Raw genomic sequence first — 15,858 nt, forward strand, 5'->3', positions numbered from 1 at the left:
CCATTTTTTACTCCACGCCTTCTAGCAACTTGGCAACTTGCTCTGGAGCCGGAAGCTGATTTTTTAATTCTTGAGGCAACGTAGAAAACAGTTTATAAGTTGCTATACCAATTGGTTTATTCGATTCTCTGAGTGCATACTCAACAATAGTTTTATCTTTGGATTTGCAAAGAATAATTCCAATTGAAAGATTTTCGTCTGGAAATCGAGATAAATCATCTAAAGCCGCCAGATAAAATTGCATTTTTCCCACATACTCAGGTAGGAACTCTCCAGTTTTTAACTCAATCGCAACTAGACATTTTAATTGGCGGTGATACAGCAACAGGTCAATAAAAAATTCTTTATCGCCAACTTCTAAGCGATACTGACTACCAACAAAAGTAAACCGCCCACCCATTTTTTGCAAGAATGGTTCAACTCTTGCCAAAATCGTCTGTTCTAGCTGTCGTTCACTGTGTTCATCTGCTAGTTCTAAGAAATCAAAAGTATATTCATCTTTGACAGCTAGTTTTAATTGGTTACGGATTTCTGCTGGAACAGTTTTATCAAAGTTAGTCTGATTCAACAGAGTCTTTTCATAGGTTTGATTTTCAATTTGGTGAATCAAAACATTCTTTGTCCAGCCAAATTTACGAGTCATTCTGATATAGAATTCCCGTTCTAGGTCATCTTTGCACTTCTCTACAATGACCAGATTGTGAGTCCATCCAATTTCTCGCACCATTGGTGCGAGTTTTTCATTGTTGACATAAGATTCATAAAAAAGCCTCATCCGCCAGAGGTTAGCAGCAGAAAATCCGCTAATTCCTGGAAACTCTGCTTGTAAGTCTTTTGCTAACTGTTCTACTACGGATTTTCCCCAACTAGCGCCCTGCTGTTGAGTAACAATTATCTGTCCAATGTCCCAGTAAAGGTTAATCATTTCCCGATTAACTGCTTTTAGTGCTTCGTACTGAGCTGAACGAATACGCTGTTTTAGTTCCATTAGTAGATGTCTGTAATCGTCTGAAATGGGGTTAATCATACTCAACTCTAATTTCTAGAAGTCCCTAAACTCAGTTCAGTAAAATTGAACTGAAAATTTCCTGTGATTTTTAGGAAAGAGGGAAGCTTTGCTAAAACTCATTGCTTTAAGATTTGGTGTTACCAGTGACTCGCTCAACCATCAGCTTTCAATCTGTTGGGGATAGAGACTACCTACGCCTGACCTTAATACCGCAAGCTGCTAATGAGTTTCCCTCTGAGATGGGGATTCTCTAATTTAGTCTAGAGAAATCCCTAGATAAGCTATCGCATCAGTTATGCTGCCAATAACCGATATTGAAATTGGTTATGAGCAACTTTTCGCTTTTCAATTAAGTAGCCTTTCTTGCGAGCTTCAAACACCGTGTGTCCAAATCGCCAACTAACCTTAGCGGCTAGTTCGTCGCCTAAATGCCACTTACCATCTTTGAGAACTGAAATTAGTCGCTCAAGGTTTGTCAATTTGACAAGCATGATTATCACCTCCTTTAAAAACTCTCTCATACAAATACTTCAGCCCAAATGCTTGTTGTATGGGGACTTCAGCAATTTGTATAATCTGACGCTACATAATGCGATAGCTCTTGTCAAGCATTTTAATAAGATCAGACTTATTCAACAAATGATAAGCGTTGACTTATTCAACCTTGTATGAAATCCTTGTATACATGGAGCTTTACGCGCACAAAAAATAATCCTTTGAAATCCCTATTAGGGATTGAAACGAATAAGTCTGTGCTTAAAACCGTAAGCTCTTGTCATAAATCAACTAAAATCCCTATTAGGGATTGAAACTTCAAACAACCCATATCTCATCTCCTTTGCTTTTAAACGTGTATGCAAGGGTATCCAGCAGCAGTGCAGAGTGACCAAAAGCGATCGCATAGGGCGCAGTAGCATCATGAAAGCTATACTGATCGCTGATGCCATAAATCTGAAAATTCATCGGTAGCCTTAGCCGCATCCGCACTTCAGCAAGAGGACGGCGAATCACGTAACAAACCAAACCTTCCTTTTTTAGGCGTTTGTTAATTTCCCCAACCCAATAGTTGTCAGGTTGCCAAATTTCCACACCTGTCAAAACCTGAACTTTCCAAGCGTCAGCAATTGGCTGCAAGTTTCCAGAATAGGTAAATTTCCAGTTCAACCGTTCCTCTCGGTAGGAACGCAACTTCATAAATGCTAGACAATGAGCAAATCTACCTTTGGCAATGGATTGTCCGGTGCGTTCTACGGTTCCTTTGAGTGTCCGTATAAATGCCGCTTCCGTCCACATTTCAATTTCTAAATTGCCCAAAATACCCGGTAAATCATAGGTTTTAAACCTATCAGCCTCGTTTTCTTCCGTTAAGTCGTATAAACCACATTGCAAAGGACTTGAACCTCGAAAACTAGCAGCATCCTCAGCAATGGGATTTCCTGATTTACCAGAAAGTGCTTGCCAATCTTTCGCCCATCCTTGAATACGTCCGGCTTGTGACTTCAGACTTGTTTCAAATACTTCCTCACAAGCTTCTTGAAACTTGTCTCGGCTTTGTGCATACTGTTGTTTAATTGTGCGATCGCTCAACTGATAAAACAGCCAAAATGATTGCACAGCCCCCCATCGACGATAATAACCACGAAAATCGTTGATTTGTCGATAATTCTCAGTGATTGTATTGTGAAAAAAGGGGCGATCGCAAATACTATTTACCTCTAAAGATGGAACATCTACCTTAAATAAACGCTCTACTAAGAAATTAGGAACAAGAGCAAAAGCTGTAAAATTATCAAACTTTATTTCATGACCATCTTTTTCATATCCATCATGTCTTCCTAAGCGTCCTAAACGTTGAATAAAGTTACCTGCATCGAATGATTCAAAAATTAGAAAATTGATTTTGAAATCAACCCCAACATCAATTGTGCTAGTGCCAATAACCAAGTCAGCCGAAAGACTTCGCTCCTTTTCTCCTTTTCCCGATAGCCCTGTATTCTCTCCAACTTTCAATCCGTAAGGCTGTAAAATTTCCCGAAAAAATTTAGTTAGGCGTTTGACTGCTGCAATTGAGTTAAGAATGATTGCGCCTTTACTTCCTGGATACTGCTGAAACTGAGCCAAAATCAAATCACTATTCTCTTTTAGCCAGGTTTCCGAAGCTTTGAACGATGGTTCCAAAGGAATAAAATTCAACGAAATTGTCCGTGCTACCTGTCGCCAGCCCTGTGTTTGCAGTTGCTGACCTTCTTCTGGTGTATCGGGGAATTGATATTTATTTTGTTTGAGAGGATCAATTTCTTTACAACGAAATCCTGCTTTTTCTAATCGCCCAATTAAGTTTGTATCTGGTGTGGCTGAGAGAAACAGAAATTTCTTGCGGCGATTTGTACAGCGAATTAACAACATTGTGTTAATCACGCTAGCAATTTGGGGAGCAGCAAAAACGTGAAATTCATCAAAAATAAATAAGTCAAAATCTTTATCAATTCTGCCCCATAACTTATCTGGACTATCGCCGTGAATTATATAAGCACCTCGATGTAAGTAGTGAAAAATATCAGGGTTAGTTAATAATGCTTCTCTCTGGTTAGTCAGAGTTGCGATCGCAGCTCCTTTTTTCAATCCCTCATTTTCAGCATAAATCTCTAAATCAGCCCCACTGAGTCGCACTACACGCGGCTGATTTGCTGGCTGGAATTTTTCTACATATCCTCTAATCTGCGTTTCTTGATCGCGGGCGAGTTCATTGGTTGGGTAAAGTCCGATTGCAGAAAATTCACCCTGAAGCACTTCTAGATAAGCCGCTAGACTTTTACCATCGCCAGTCATTGCAGTGTTGAACACAACATCAATATTTGGATCGCGCAATGCTTCTAAAGTTGCGGCTTGATGCCAAGAAAGCAACCAATCTTTAGGTAATTTCACACCGTCAGGTGTTGGGACGGTTTGAGAATAAACAGGCTTGAGAGTAATTTTGTATGCTTCCGTCATTTGTCTTTTCCCTCCACCTCAATATCCTGATATTCTTGAATACTTCCTTGTCGAATTATCCATAATTTACCAGCCACATCTGCTGCTTCAAGTCCAGCAATTAGAGTTTCTGTAACTGTACGATAATCTTCAAAACTAGGACGAGATGGTAAACGAATGACTAGAATTACTGTATAGTAAGAAGGATTATATTTAAGACGATTTCCAAATCCTCTATCTATCGTTACTAAACATCTATTCTCGCTACGACAAATATCAATTAATTCCTCATCATGAGTTGAAATTAAACCTTGTTCTCGGACAGTGGCAACATCATGTCCTGCAAGACGCAATAATGTAGCTACTCGCAAACTACCAAGATTTTCATCAAGTTTAATATTCACTTTTTTGATTCCTTTTGCAATCCTAAAGGAATTTCTACATAACTATCTCTTGTCATCTCCGCAGCGTATGTAATACAGGCTAGGATATCTTCTCTTTCCAAACCGGGATATTCTTCCAATATTGTTTCTATTTTTTCTCCACTTGCAAGAAGGTCGAGAATTAAACTAACCCATATACGATGACCTTTAATACAAGGTTTACCAAAACAAATATTTGGATCGATGGAAATTCGGGATAGTAAATCGTTCTTAGTCATTGAAACTTCTCCAAATTTGTCGTAATTCTTCTCAATGAATCCTCTTCTCCTAATTCTATATTCGGACTTACACTTAAATAGTGTCCGTAACTGGTTGTTAAAAACTATATTGACACGCAAAATAGAAGTTGACAAGAGAGTTTACGTATAAAGCACACGGACATTTTTAATGAGTCGAAAAGGTCAATCCATTACACTGTCGATATCAGAACGTGATAAAGCCGAGCTAGAAGCGATCGCTCGTGAATTCGGTATGATGTGGGGAGAAGAGCCTAACATCTCGAAGTTAATTAAAGCGATCGCTCAACGTAAGTTACTCATCGGTAACAATAACGATTGGAAAGAACCACGCATCAGGGCATTACATAGATGTATCAATGCGTTGACAGACATCGGGCAAATTGAACAAGCCCAAATTATTGCAAACTTACTTCTCGAACGCAGCGAACTATCATTACCGTTGCGGGGCGAAATCGAACGTTTCTTAGAGAATTTGCCCCCACCTTGGCGCTTAGAAATAGATCGCTACATCTTGCGCGAAGAGCCTTTTCAGCTTTCCTATCAAGATGCAGCAGAGCGTGTGTTTAATTTTACCGTTCGCCATGCCAAAGTTACACCCCACGAAAAGCGGCAATATCTTGATTGTTGGTGTGAAGAAACAGAAGGAAACTTTGATATACCAGAACTGGTTCACAACTGGAGTTTGCGATTAGACAGGATTACAGAAGCTGCTGTCATGCCAATTTCTGGTGAGTGGCGTACTAATTTGGCTGAGATAGAAGTGGAAATGCATCTATTTGCTGGCTTGGCTTTTGCCTATCAAGCTAAACCAGAAGATGAAATTAATGAATGGTTACCAGATAAAGCGCGAGTCCGGCGAGTTGTTAGGCGAGTATCTAGTACATTTTGGTTTATACGAGAAGTCATGCAGTACGCACCTGATTGTGTAGTGATATTACCAGAGAATGTGCGCGATCGCCTGAAAGAAAAACTCCGCACCCTATGTCAGTTGTACGATATCGAAACCAGGGAATGAAAGAATGCCAGAAATTAGCCGTTTTTTCGGAATTATCATCACGATGTACTATAACGACCATCCACCGCCACACTTTCACGTTCGCTACAATAACCAGAAAGCCATAGTCAGCATTCAAACCCTAGAAATTTTAGAAGGAGAACTGACTGCCAGACTCTTTAAACTGGTAACAGAATGGGCAATTTTGCATCAAGTCGAATTGATGGAAAACTGGGAACTAGCTAGAGACAATCAAACCTTACAGAAAATTTCCCCATTAGAGTAAATCATGCTCAAAGATATAATTGCAGTTGAACCAAAAGAAAACTATCAGCTTCACATCCGCTTTGAAGATGACGTTGAAGGAGTAATTGATATTAGTAAAATCGTTAAATTTACAGGTGTATTTGCGCCTCTGCAAGATAAAGAATACTTTGCTAAAGTGTGCGTCAACCCTGAATACGGAACAATTCAATGGGAATCGGGAGCCGACTTAGACCCAGATGTTATTTATGCTTTGATTACAAAACAGCCCATTCCACAATATCAACTAAGTTCTGTTTCAGCTAATTCTGCTGATTGAAATTACAAAAACCCAACCTTGAACTTTCCTTCAACTCTTTCCCTCTCCGACTCGGAGAGGGACGGTTTTACATAGTAAAACCAGGGAGAGGTTTTTATTTGCAACCCCTAACATACTTGACAAAAGTACACTTCCATAAGATGCACTCATGTAGCCGTTATCTGCGATCGCCTATAGTCATCTACAATACGTAAGTAAGACAAATCACGTAATAACAAGGCTTCCAGACATCAATTCTAAAAATTAAAGAAAAAAATAATTACTAATTGCTTAAAAATTCCGGTTTATTTGGCTTTGGGGTGATAAATAAAAATAATAGCGTTGAATGTCATGCTTCTTAACACGAAGGATTACTGAAATTCTTCGTTGCTTTCAGGATGACCAGAGTACATCAAACAACATCTGCCGCCAATCAGTTTTTTGCTGGCGATAGTTCTGCGCTACCAAGCCTTTTGATGCAGCTACATCAATAGGCTTCTACCACAAAAATTGCTCTAGATGTATCTAAGTAACGCTGATAAAGTCTAAAGATGCCACAGTATCTAGGAGCGAATTCTAAAGCAATTGTAAAAGACTTGGTGCCATTTTGGCAGGTTTTTATCCCAAATATGGGATATTAGTAGATTGTACAAATCTCTATTGTTATTCACTATCTACCGACAACTGCTGAGTACAAGTTTAAGTAATTTAATGAAGTAGGAAATAATACATGGTATTATCACTGTCTTCTCATAACGTTATCCAGTATCTGCTAGAAGCGGGGCTGTGTAGCTCAGAAGATGGCGCATCAGATAAATCTGAGTTGCCAGGAATTAGTAAGAACAATTTCGGTTTACTAGTGACTCTAGCAGATAATCGTCAACTGCTCATTAAACAAGAACGTAACCTTAAAAACAATGACGGCGCTCCTCATGAATTGTTCCAGGAGTGGCTATTTCATCAGTTGCTCCAGCAGTTTCCAGTTCTCGGCAATATTTCCGCCATTGCACCATTGGTAGTCCATTTTGACGAAGAAAATTCTATTCTTGTCCGCAACTACTTAGGTGATTATCTAGAGCTTGCGACATTCTACCACAACAATGATATTTTTCCACAAGAAATTGCTACTGCGATCGGCACTACTTTAGCGGGACTCCATCGCGCAACCTATAACCGCCGAGAATATAAAGATTTTATGGCAACTGCTCCTCAAGGAGAGTTTCGCTATGGCTTTTACAATCCGGCGCAAGGGATAGAGTCAATTGGGCGGGAGATTTTTGGGACGGTTCCCACGGAGGCGCTGAAATTTTATTTACTATACCAGCAGTCTGAGAGTTTGGAATCTGCGATCGCTGATTTGGCTTATGATTGGAATCCTTGCTGCTTGACTCACAACGACCTGAAATTGAACAACATTTTGGTTCATTCTAGGTGGGAGAAACTAGATAATTGTCTAGTACGACTAATTGATTGGGAAGCTTGTTCTTGGGGAGATCCCGCTTTTGATTTAGGTACTTTACTAGCAAGCTATTTAGGAATTTGGCTCAAGAGTCTCGTAGTAGACCCCACCATTGAGTTAGAAGAATCTCTACATCTAGCATTGACACCGTTGGAGAGTTTACAACCTTCAATCATTGCTCTAATTAGGGCTTATCTAAATGCTTTCCCAATGATTTTGGAATACCGCAGTGACTTCATTGTGCGAGTTATTCAGTTTGCGGGGCTAGCACTGATTCATCAAATTCAGGATATGATTACCTGCCAAAAATCCTTTAATAATGCTGACATTTGTATGCTCCAAGTAGCTAAAAGTTTACTGACGATGCCGCAGCAAGGTGTACTAACTATTTTTGGGATATCAGAGTTAGAGATTCTGAATCCTGTAGCAAAAATCCATAAACTTACTCAACCTGTAAAAGAGCCACAGCTACTTCGTCTTTATTACGATAAAACTCGGCTGCGTGGTTGTTAATGGCAAGGAGTAGAACAATTCTGTTAGCGGATATAGGACTCATATTTGATTTTTGAACAAAACTCAGTACACCTTTATTCCTTCTTCCCAGTCCCCAGTTCCCAATCCCTTACCTTTAGGACTGATTCAGAAATCAAATCGGATTGCTATAGCTAAGGTTTAGCCCATTCTGGCTCCTGACTGCTGAATTCTGTTTTTTAAAGTTTAAGTTCTAAATGGATTAATGCTAAATTACTCTATCAATCAACCGCTAACTTCTCTATTCGACATTGCTAAAAATATCCAGATTGAGTCTAATTTTTGTATTTATCATCCCAATTATCAACCCTTTGGTCTGCCGACTAAAATAGCTGAGAGATTTCAGCACAATTCTGTAGATTTACAACAGAAGTATCTCACTTTACTACTGCGGAACTTTCTCTATGGGATCTATTACAATGGCTCTCTACAAAGTACTTTAGCAGTCAATACTGACACGCCAAAGCAGAATTTAGCAGATAATTCCATTTTGGAAATTGATTGGAACTTTTACGAGCAATTGCACGCCAGTAATCACGGTATAGGTTACTTTGACCCTCGATGGCAGGTGTTGCGTAAAGAACCTGATGGTACTATGGCGGTGACTAAAGGCGGTTTAACACTTTATGTTGAGCCAGACTGCCATTTAAAATCCAGCAAGAAATCTACCAAAGTGGGTGACATGGTAGCAATCTGGATGCCCAAAAATAGAATGCAAAATGGCTGTTACTTGGCAGTTAGCAATGTCGGACAAGAACAACTAAGTAACCCTGATGCTGATTTGGGAGCAGGGCGAATTTACTTTAACTTTACGCCATCTGGTGCGATCGCTCTCATGGAAAGTCTGACACTGCAATTGAATGCAGCCTCAATTCCCTTTAGCTTTCAGGTTCTCCACAATCCCAGTGCATACGGACGCTATGATTCGGGATTGCTCTACTTTGAACTCCCCGACTATCCAGCGATTCGCACAATCCTTGAGGCTGTTTATTTAGAAAATCAATCCTATTTCCAGCCCAAAATTCCTTTGTTTACAAAATTTTTAGCGCCGGGGTTAGGTTTAGCCGAAGAACCAATTCAAAAATTTGCAGCACAAGAAAGTTTTGGGATGAACCGTTGCCAAATTGTCGCTAATGCTTTGTTTGAAGCTTGGCAAAAGGGTAAGAATGCGATGGAAGAACGGATGAGGACGATTGATGAACATTTTGCACGACACCTAATAGATTTACAGCGTCCTTATCTTAATCCAAGTTCTGAGGATATATATAAACCAATACATTTGGGTTAAGGGTAAAACTCTTTGTCAAAGTCAATTTTTTTTAACGTATGAAACTTACGCACAGATAATGGAAAATTGAACCACAGAGACACAGAGAAGACGGAGTAATAAGAGTTTGAGATGTATGTTGCGTAAGTCAACATTTAAATATGGAATATCTTAGATAAGAAACAAAGAAATACAAAAATTGGGAAAAGGGTGGGCAAGCTTGCCCACCCTAAACCATTATTTAATTGGTACTACTTTACAGGTGCTTGAGTAGCAGTCTTGCCAACTAACATTGCGGTATTTTCGTCACTTTCGAGAATACCGAATTCAATCAACAATTCTTCTAACTCTTCCATTTCAATTGGGGTAGGAACGGCGAGTTTGTCGTTGTCGATGATCTTTTTAGCTAGTATGCGATATTCGTTACTTTGATTGCTATCAGGTGCATACTCGTTAACAGTCATCCGGCGCAATTCTGCGTGTTGTACAATGTTGTCACGAGGTACGTAGTGAATCATTTGGGTGTTCAAACGTTTTGCCAAGGTTTCGATTAAGTCGATTTCCCGGTCAACGTTACGGCTGTTACAAATCAAACCACCCAAACGCACACCGCCAGTGTGAGCATATTTGAGAACACCACGAGCGATGTTGTTAGCTGCATACATCGCCATCATTTCACCAGAGGTAACGATGTAGATTTCTTGTGCCTTGCCTTCACGGATAGGCATTGCGAAACCACCGCACACAACGTCTCCCAAAACGTCGTAACTTACAAAATCAACATCTTTGTAAGCACCATTTTCTTCTAAGAAGTTGATGGCGGTGATAATACCCCGACCAGCGCAACCTACACCAGGCTCAGGCCCACCAGATTCCACACAACGTACATCGCGGAAACCGGTCAGCATTACTTCTTCGAGTTCAATATCTTCTACAGCGCCGCGTTCAGCAGCTAATTGCAGAACGCTTGTTTGAGCTTTACTGTGTAGCATCAAACGGGTAGAGTCAGCTTTAGGATCGCAACCAACAATTAAAATGCGTTGACCCATTTCAGCCATAGCTGCTAGGGTATTTTGAGAGGTGGTAGATTTACCAATACCGCCTTTACCATAGAAAGCTATTTGTCTAATTTTTTCGTCAGTCATGGTTGTGTTTCCTACAATGATTTAATTGATGGATCGTAAGCTTGATGTAGTTGTTCACCCTTGGCGTCGTAGGGAAGTAGAGTCTGTTGTCGCTAGACATCGCATCCTGACAAAAGCAGTTAAAATCAGAATATATTTACCCACGAAGCGATAGCTTAAGGGATAGAGAAATCTCTATTTCCTAATAACGAAGCCTTTAAAACTTTGACTTCAGCATTGTCAGTTGTTGTAACAGAATCCCAAATGGTTGCTCAAGCCTGAAGAGTGGTTGCAGCAGGAATTCAAATGAACGCAGATTTGTTCCCTGAACCACACAACCAACCAAATTGCAATCCACTCTAAATGGTCACTGCAACTTCTCTGATTTTGCTGATGTCAAGTCGCTAAGAACTTCTATAGCGCTTCTCGTTTTGTGATTGATGCAGCAGGATGAATTTCAGCCCAAAAGCGACAGCTACAGGTGCAATACTATAATGCTTGCACAGGCAACCTCTAACACTCTGGCTGAGATAATATCTTGGTGAGTTTTGACAGTATGGTTAAATTCCTAAAAGTGGAACAACACCATATTGCTTGAAGTTTTCCTTCCAAAAGTCAGCAACTGCTTCAACTTAGTTCGCGGTTGAAATTGTTTGCTTCCGCAAGAATAAGTTCGTAAATATTCTGTATTTCTATGGATTTGTCAGGCTGTACTAAGAGTCTTTCTTCCCAGACTCCAAGAGTAATCGCCTTTTGTGGGTAATGCTCTAGCTAGGTTGGCCAACTCTTATTGGCTCATACCCAGATAAATTTCGATTGACTTCAAGTTGTTACAAAGGCTACTATCCTACTCAATCTAGTTTTAGATTTTAGTGACAAAAAGATGTAGCGAAGTGAAGCGGACTTACCAGAGCAAAAAAACTTTCTTGAGCTTGCCTCAAAGTTTCTTGAAGTCTTTTGTGCTTTTCCTTTTTTGATTCCTATAAAAACCATAACATACATCTCACTAATTTATTTATCGAATCTCAAATTATTTATCTATTCGTCAAAGCACTATCTTTCTAATCTTTAGTAGCTATAGGTTACGCGTTAATAGGTTGTAAATTAGTGAAATTATTTATCATAGCTAATTTGTGCAGTTAGATACTTTTGGGTATTTTCTAAAAGTATTTAAAGCTAATGTTTGACAAGTTAAGGCAAGAGACGCGATAAATCGCCGTCTTTACAATAATCAGTCCTTTGTAGAGACGGCAATTTATCGCGTCTTCGCTTTGCGATAAGCGGCGTGTCATCAAAAAACCTTATCCGAACCGTATTGGAATAAATTTTGCGATCGCACCAAGCACCAAGCACCAAACACCCAACCCAAGCGATCGCAATTATAGTTAAGTTAAACAAAGTGAATTATCAAAAATAATCATAATACACAAAAAACTCCCTTTTCAAATAAAGGGAGTCAAGAGTTACTGATTAAAAATTAACTTCTACCATCACGTTTCGGTGTTTCGCTCAGTCTGTAGCAGCTTCCGCTTTCCCTGTAGGAACTTCTGCTTTAACGTTTCGGTGTTTCGCGCAGCCTGTAGCAGCTTCCGCTTTCCCTGTAGGAACTTCTGCTTTAACGTTTCGGTGTTTCGCGCAGCCTGTAGCAGCTTCCGCTTTCCCTGTAGGAACTTCTGCTTTAACGTTTCGGTGTTTCGCGCACTCTGTAGCAGCTTCCGCTTTCCCGTTTCGGTGTTTCGCGCAGTCTGTAGCAACTTCCGCCATGAAGATAGCTACGAGTATCAGATGGCTGGAGGTATTTGTAAAAGCGCATCGAAAACACAGGTTCCAATGTTCAGCCGGGGGAGTTTCAAATTGGCTGTTTGCGCCAATTGCGTTTTTTAAGCTTTGTTTGCCAAGACTCCATGTAAGTGTAGAAAACTGGCGTTAAATAAAGTGTGAGAAACTGCGAGAACACTAACCCCCCAACTACTGCTAAACCAAGGGGGCGGCGTGTATCTGCTCCGGCTCCTAAACCGAGGGCGATGGGTAGCGTACCCATAAGTGCTGCCATTGTCGTCATCATAATTGGACGGAATCTCACTAAGCAGGCTTCATAGATAGCCTCATAAGGGGTTTTGCCATTTTGACGAGCAATAATTGCAAAGTCAACCATCATGATCCCGTTTTTCTTCACAATGCCAACCAGCAGGATAATACCCACGAAAGCGTAAATATTCAAGTCAACTTGAAACAGCAACAGCGTCAGCAGTGCCCCAAATCCAGCAGAGGGTAAGCTAGAAAGGATTGTCAACGGGTGAATGAAGTTTTCGTAGAGAATCCCCAATACAATATAAATCACGAAGATGGCAACCAGTAGTAGCAGTCCTAAGCCCTGAATTGATGACTGGAATGCCTGGGCTGAACCTTGGAAGCCTGTACTAATAGTAGGTGGCAGTGTTTGACGGGCGAGTTGCTCAATTTTCCCTGTGACATTACCGAGTGACACTCCTGGCTTTAGGTTAAAGGAGAAGGTGACTGATGCAAGTTGCCCTTTGTGGTTGATAGTCAAGGGCCCCACATCTTTGCTCAAGGTTGCTACAGCGCTGAGAGGTACAAGTTGTCCACTGGGAGCGCGAACTGAGAGTAAATCTAGAGCGTTGGCATTTTGCTGATATTTTGGTTCTACGCCCATAATTACTTGATACTGGCTATCGGGAGCGTAGATGGTGGAAACTTGGCGAGTACCATAAGCATTACTCAGAGCAGTTTCGATTTGATTAGCAGTCAAACCTAAAGCTGAAGCTTGGTCGCGGTTAATATCTACTTTGACTTGCGGATTTTTAATTTGCAAATCGCTGTTGACATCTTGTAAATCTGAGAGCGATCGCAATTTCTCTTCTAAAGCTGGAGCGTATTGGTAAAGTTCCTGAATATTGGGACTTTGCAGAGTAAATTGATATTGCGCTTTTGTTTGTTGTCCACCTACATTAATCGCTGGGGGATTTTGTAAGAATACCTTGATTCCAGGTACAACTGACAACTTCGGTCGGAGTTCCTGCACAACTTCATCGGCACTCAGATGGCGTTGAGAACGAGGCTTGAGTTCGATTAAAATTCTGCCAGCGTTGGCGGAAGCATTTGGCCCACCAGCCCCGACGCTGGAGTTCATCGAATCAACATTCGGATCGCGGTAAGCGATCGCAGCTACAGCCTGTTGATGTTTTACCATTTCATCAAAGGATATATCTTCTGATGCCTGAGTAGTTGCAGTAATTTGTCCAACATCTGCGTTGGGAACAAACCCTTTCGGCACAACTATAAATAGATATACTGTCGCTACAAGAATCGCCCCCGAAATCACCATTGTTGTGCGGTGATACTTGAGTGATTTTTTCAAACTCCAATCATATCCGCCCAATATCACATTAAAAATGTTTTCGGAAAAGTTGTAGAGACGACGGTTAAAGCTTTGGATTTTAGATTTTGGATTTTGAATTTTGGATTGGGAATTAAGAATTTCTCCCTCATCTCCCTCATCTCCCCCTGCTTCCCCTGCTTCCCCTGCTTGCTCATGATGAGGTGGACTCAAGAATCTCGAACACAGCATTGGCGTTAAGCTGAGGGAAATTACGCCAGAAACCAAGATGGCAACGCTGATAGTAACGGCAAACTCGCGGAATAATCGCCCCAGAATGCCTTCCATAAAAAGTATCGGGATAAATACTGCTACTAAGGAGATGGTCATTGATAAAATTGTGAAACCAATCTCTTTAGAACCATTTAGGGCTGCTTCCATGCGGCTTTCGCCCATTTCCATGTGGCGAACAATATTCTCCAGCATGACTACGGCATCATCTACCACGAAACCTACTGAAAGAGTTAACGCCATCAGTGATAGGTTATCGAGGGAAAAACCCAGTAGCACCATGACTCCAAAGGTCGCTACTATCGAAAGCGGTACTGCCAAACTGGGGATGACTGTAGCAGAGATATTGCGAAGGAATAGAAAGATTACTAGCACCACCAGGGCGATGGTGAGTAACAGTGTGAATTGTACATCATCCACTGACTCCCGAATTGACTGGGAGCGATCGTAGAGAATATCCATGTTCACAGCCGCCGGAATCTGTGTCCTAAAGGTGGGTAGCAGTTTCTTGATTGCATCCACTACTTGAACGGTATTAGTTCCGGGTTGGCGCTGAATTGCTAAAACGATCGCCCGCACACCAGAATTTTGGATTGAGGATTTCTCCCCTGCGCCTTTACTCTCTTTCTTGACAGGAAAATACCAACTCGCAATCTTATCGTTTTCCACGCTGTCGAGAACTTGACCTAGTTCCCCTAGCTGGACTGGTGCGCCGTTTTGATAAGCTACATTCAAGGAGCGATAGCTGGCGGCATCGTTGAGTTGACCGTTTGCTTGGATGGTAGAATTCTGCTCTTGACCGTAAAGTGTCCCAGTAGGTAGATTGACATTTCCGTTAGCGATCGCATCTGCTACTTCATCAATTCCTATTCCTTTGACACTCAGCGATTCCGGGTCAACCTGAATTCGTACCGCATACTTTTGGGAGCCGTACACTTGCACTTGCGCCACTCCATCCACCATTGAGAGACGTTGTGCTAGCAATGTCTCAGCGTACTTGTCTACAGTTGACAAAGGCAGAATAGACGAATTGAGGGAGATGTAAAGGACTGGCTGATCCGCCGGATTTACCTTTCGGAAAGATGGCGGATTAGGCATATTTGTAGGCAGCTGCCTCGCTGCCTTAGAAATAGCAGATTGCACATCTTGGGCTGCCCCGTCGATATCCCGATTTAGGTCAAATTGCAGCGTAATCTGGGCACTACCCAAAGAACTGGTAGAGTTCATCGAACTCACTCCCGCGATGCTAGAAAACTGCTGCTCTAAAGGAGTTGCTACCGAGGAAGCCATCGTTTCTGGGCTAGCTCCGGGTAAGTTAGCTGTTACCTGGAGTGTTGGATAATCCACATTAGGCAAGTCGCTAACGGGTAGCTGTTGGTAACTGATCAGCCCAAATATCAAAATGCCAACCATAACTAGAGTTGTCATGATTGGACGCCGGATAAATAGCTCGGAAATGTTCATGCTAAGTGAGGAGTAAGGAGTACTGTTAGCGGTAGCGGGGCGTAGCCGTGCTGAGGAGTGCTAAGTACAGCTTTAGGTAAATTCGTGGCGATTTGAGGGTTAAAGTTTAAACGCAGAGGGGCGCAGAGGTAAGCGCAGAGGCACACGGAGAATTCGCTACGAATTAAT

General features: G+C 41.3%; 14 protein-coding genes. 5 read left to right on the forward strand and 9 right to left on the reverse strand.

The window, feature by feature from the left end:
- Positions 1-7: 7 nt before the first annotated feature.
- The 5 genes from CDC33_RS00535 to CDC33_RS00555 form a co-directional block, all read right to left on the reverse strand.
- Positions 8-1,027, reverse strand: coding sequence for a PDDEXK nuclease domain-containing protein (locus tag CDC33_RS00535; protein WP_109006822.1), 1,020 nt, complete (start codon positions 1,025-1,027; stop codon positions 8-10).
- Positions 1,028-1,302: 275 nt separating this feature from the next.
- Entirely contained in the window at positions 1,303-1,500 is a 198-nt protein-coding gene (locus CDC33_RS00540) for a hypothetical protein (RefSeq protein WP_109012385.1), read from the reverse strand.
- A 322-nt stretch (positions 1,501-1,822) separates the two neighbouring features.
- Positions 1,823-4,000 carry a type I-D CRISPR-associated helicase Cas3' gene (gene cas3, locus CDC33_RS00545; RefSeq protein ID WP_109006823.1) on the reverse strand — a complete coding sequence of 726 codons (2,178 nt, stop codon included), beginning with the start codon at positions 3,998-4,000 and terminating at the stop codon, positions 1,823-1,825.
- The gene (locus CDC33_RS00550; protein ID WP_109006824.1) at positions 3,997-4,383 is read right to left on the reverse strand and encodes a DUF5615 family PIN-like protein; all 387 of its coding nucleotides are present in this window, start codon (positions 4,381-4,383) and stop codon (positions 3,997-3,999) included. The genes cas3 and CDC33_RS00550 overlap by 4 nt, the downstream gene beginning before the upstream one ends.
- Positions 4,380-4,640, reverse strand: coding sequence for a DUF433 domain-containing protein (locus CDC33_RS00555; protein WP_109006825.1), 261 nt, complete (start codon positions 4,638-4,640; stop codon positions 4,380-4,382). Before CDC33_RS00555 ends, CDC33_RS00550 begins: the two co-directional genes overlap by 4 nt.
- Before the next feature lie 169 nt (positions 4,641-4,809).
- On the opposite strand from CDC33_RS00555, the gene CDC33_RS00560 reads away from it, so the two are divergent.
- The 5 genes from CDC33_RS00560 to CDC33_RS00580 all read left to right on the forward strand — a co-directional run bounded on the left by CDC33_RS00560 (position 4,810) and on the right by CDC33_RS00580 (position 9,495).
- The gene (locus tag CDC33_RS00560) at positions 4,810-5,676 is read left to right on the forward strand and encodes a WYL domain-containing protein (protein WP_109006826.1); all 867 of its coding nucleotides are present in this window, start codon (positions 4,810-4,812) and stop codon (positions 5,674-5,676) included.
- Between the two features lie 4 nt (positions 5,677-5,680).
- A complete protein-coding gene (locus tag CDC33_RS00565) occupies positions 5,681-5,941 on the forward strand; it encodes a DUF4160 domain-containing protein (protein ID WP_109006827.1) in 261 nt (86 codons plus the stop codon).
- Positions 5,942-5,944: 3 nt separating this feature from the next.
- Complete coding sequence (locus CDC33_RS00570) at positions 5,945-6,238, forward strand: DUF2442 domain-containing protein (RefSeq protein ID WP_109006828.1); 294 nt, start codon at positions 5,945-5,947, stop codon at positions 6,236-6,238.
- A gap of 709 nt (positions 6,239-6,947) precedes the next feature.
- Positions 6,948-8,189, forward strand: coding sequence for a phosphotransferase family protein (locus CDC33_RS00575; protein ID WP_109006829.1), 1,242 nt, complete (start codon positions 6,948-6,950; stop codon positions 8,187-8,189).
- A gap of 223 nt (positions 8,190-8,412) precedes the next feature.
- Positions 8,413-9,495, forward strand: coding sequence for a T3SS effector HopA1 family protein (locus tag CDC33_RS00580; RefSeq protein WP_109006830.1), 1,083 nt, complete (start codon positions 8,413-8,415; stop codon positions 9,493-9,495).
- Positions 9,496-9,725: 230 nt separating this feature from the next.
- Here CDC33_RS00580 and nifH read toward each other — a convergent pair whose 3' ends face one another.
- The 4 genes from nifH to CDC33_RS00595 all read right to left on the reverse strand — a co-directional run bounded on the left by nifH (position 9,726) and on the right by CDC33_RS00595 (position 15,690).
- Positions 9,726-10,619, reverse strand: coding sequence for a nitrogenase iron protein (nifH, locus tag CDC33_RS00585; protein ID WP_100900953.1), 894 nt, complete (start codon positions 10,617-10,619; stop codon positions 9,726-9,728).
- 1,170 nt (positions 10,620-11,789) lie between these two features.
- Positions 11,790-11,996 carry a hypothetical protein gene (locus CDC33_RS37615; protein WP_146195752.1) on the reverse strand — a complete coding sequence of 69 codons (207 nt, stop codon included), beginning with the start codon at positions 11,994-11,996 and terminating at the stop codon, positions 11,790-11,792.
- Between the two features lie 111 nt (positions 11,997-12,107).
- Positions 12,108-12,362 (reverse strand): hypothetical protein, encoded by a 255-nt coding sequence (locus CDC33_RS00590; protein WP_109006831.1) that lies wholly within the window; start codon positions 12,360-12,362, stop codon positions 12,108-12,110.
- 85 nt (positions 12,363-12,447) lie between these two features.
- Positions 12,448-15,690 (reverse strand): efflux RND transporter permease subunit, encoded by a 3,243-nt coding sequence (locus CDC33_RS00595; protein ID WP_109006832.1) that lies wholly within the window; start codon positions 15,688-15,690, stop codon positions 12,448-12,450.
- Positions 15,691-15,858 lie beyond the last annotated feature (168 nt).

The organism is Nostoc commune NIES-4072, from assembly GCF_003113895.1.
GTDB classification, from domain to species: domain Bacteria; phylum Cyanobacteriota; class Cyanobacteriia; order Cyanobacteriales; family Nostocaceae; genus Nostoc; species Nostoc commune.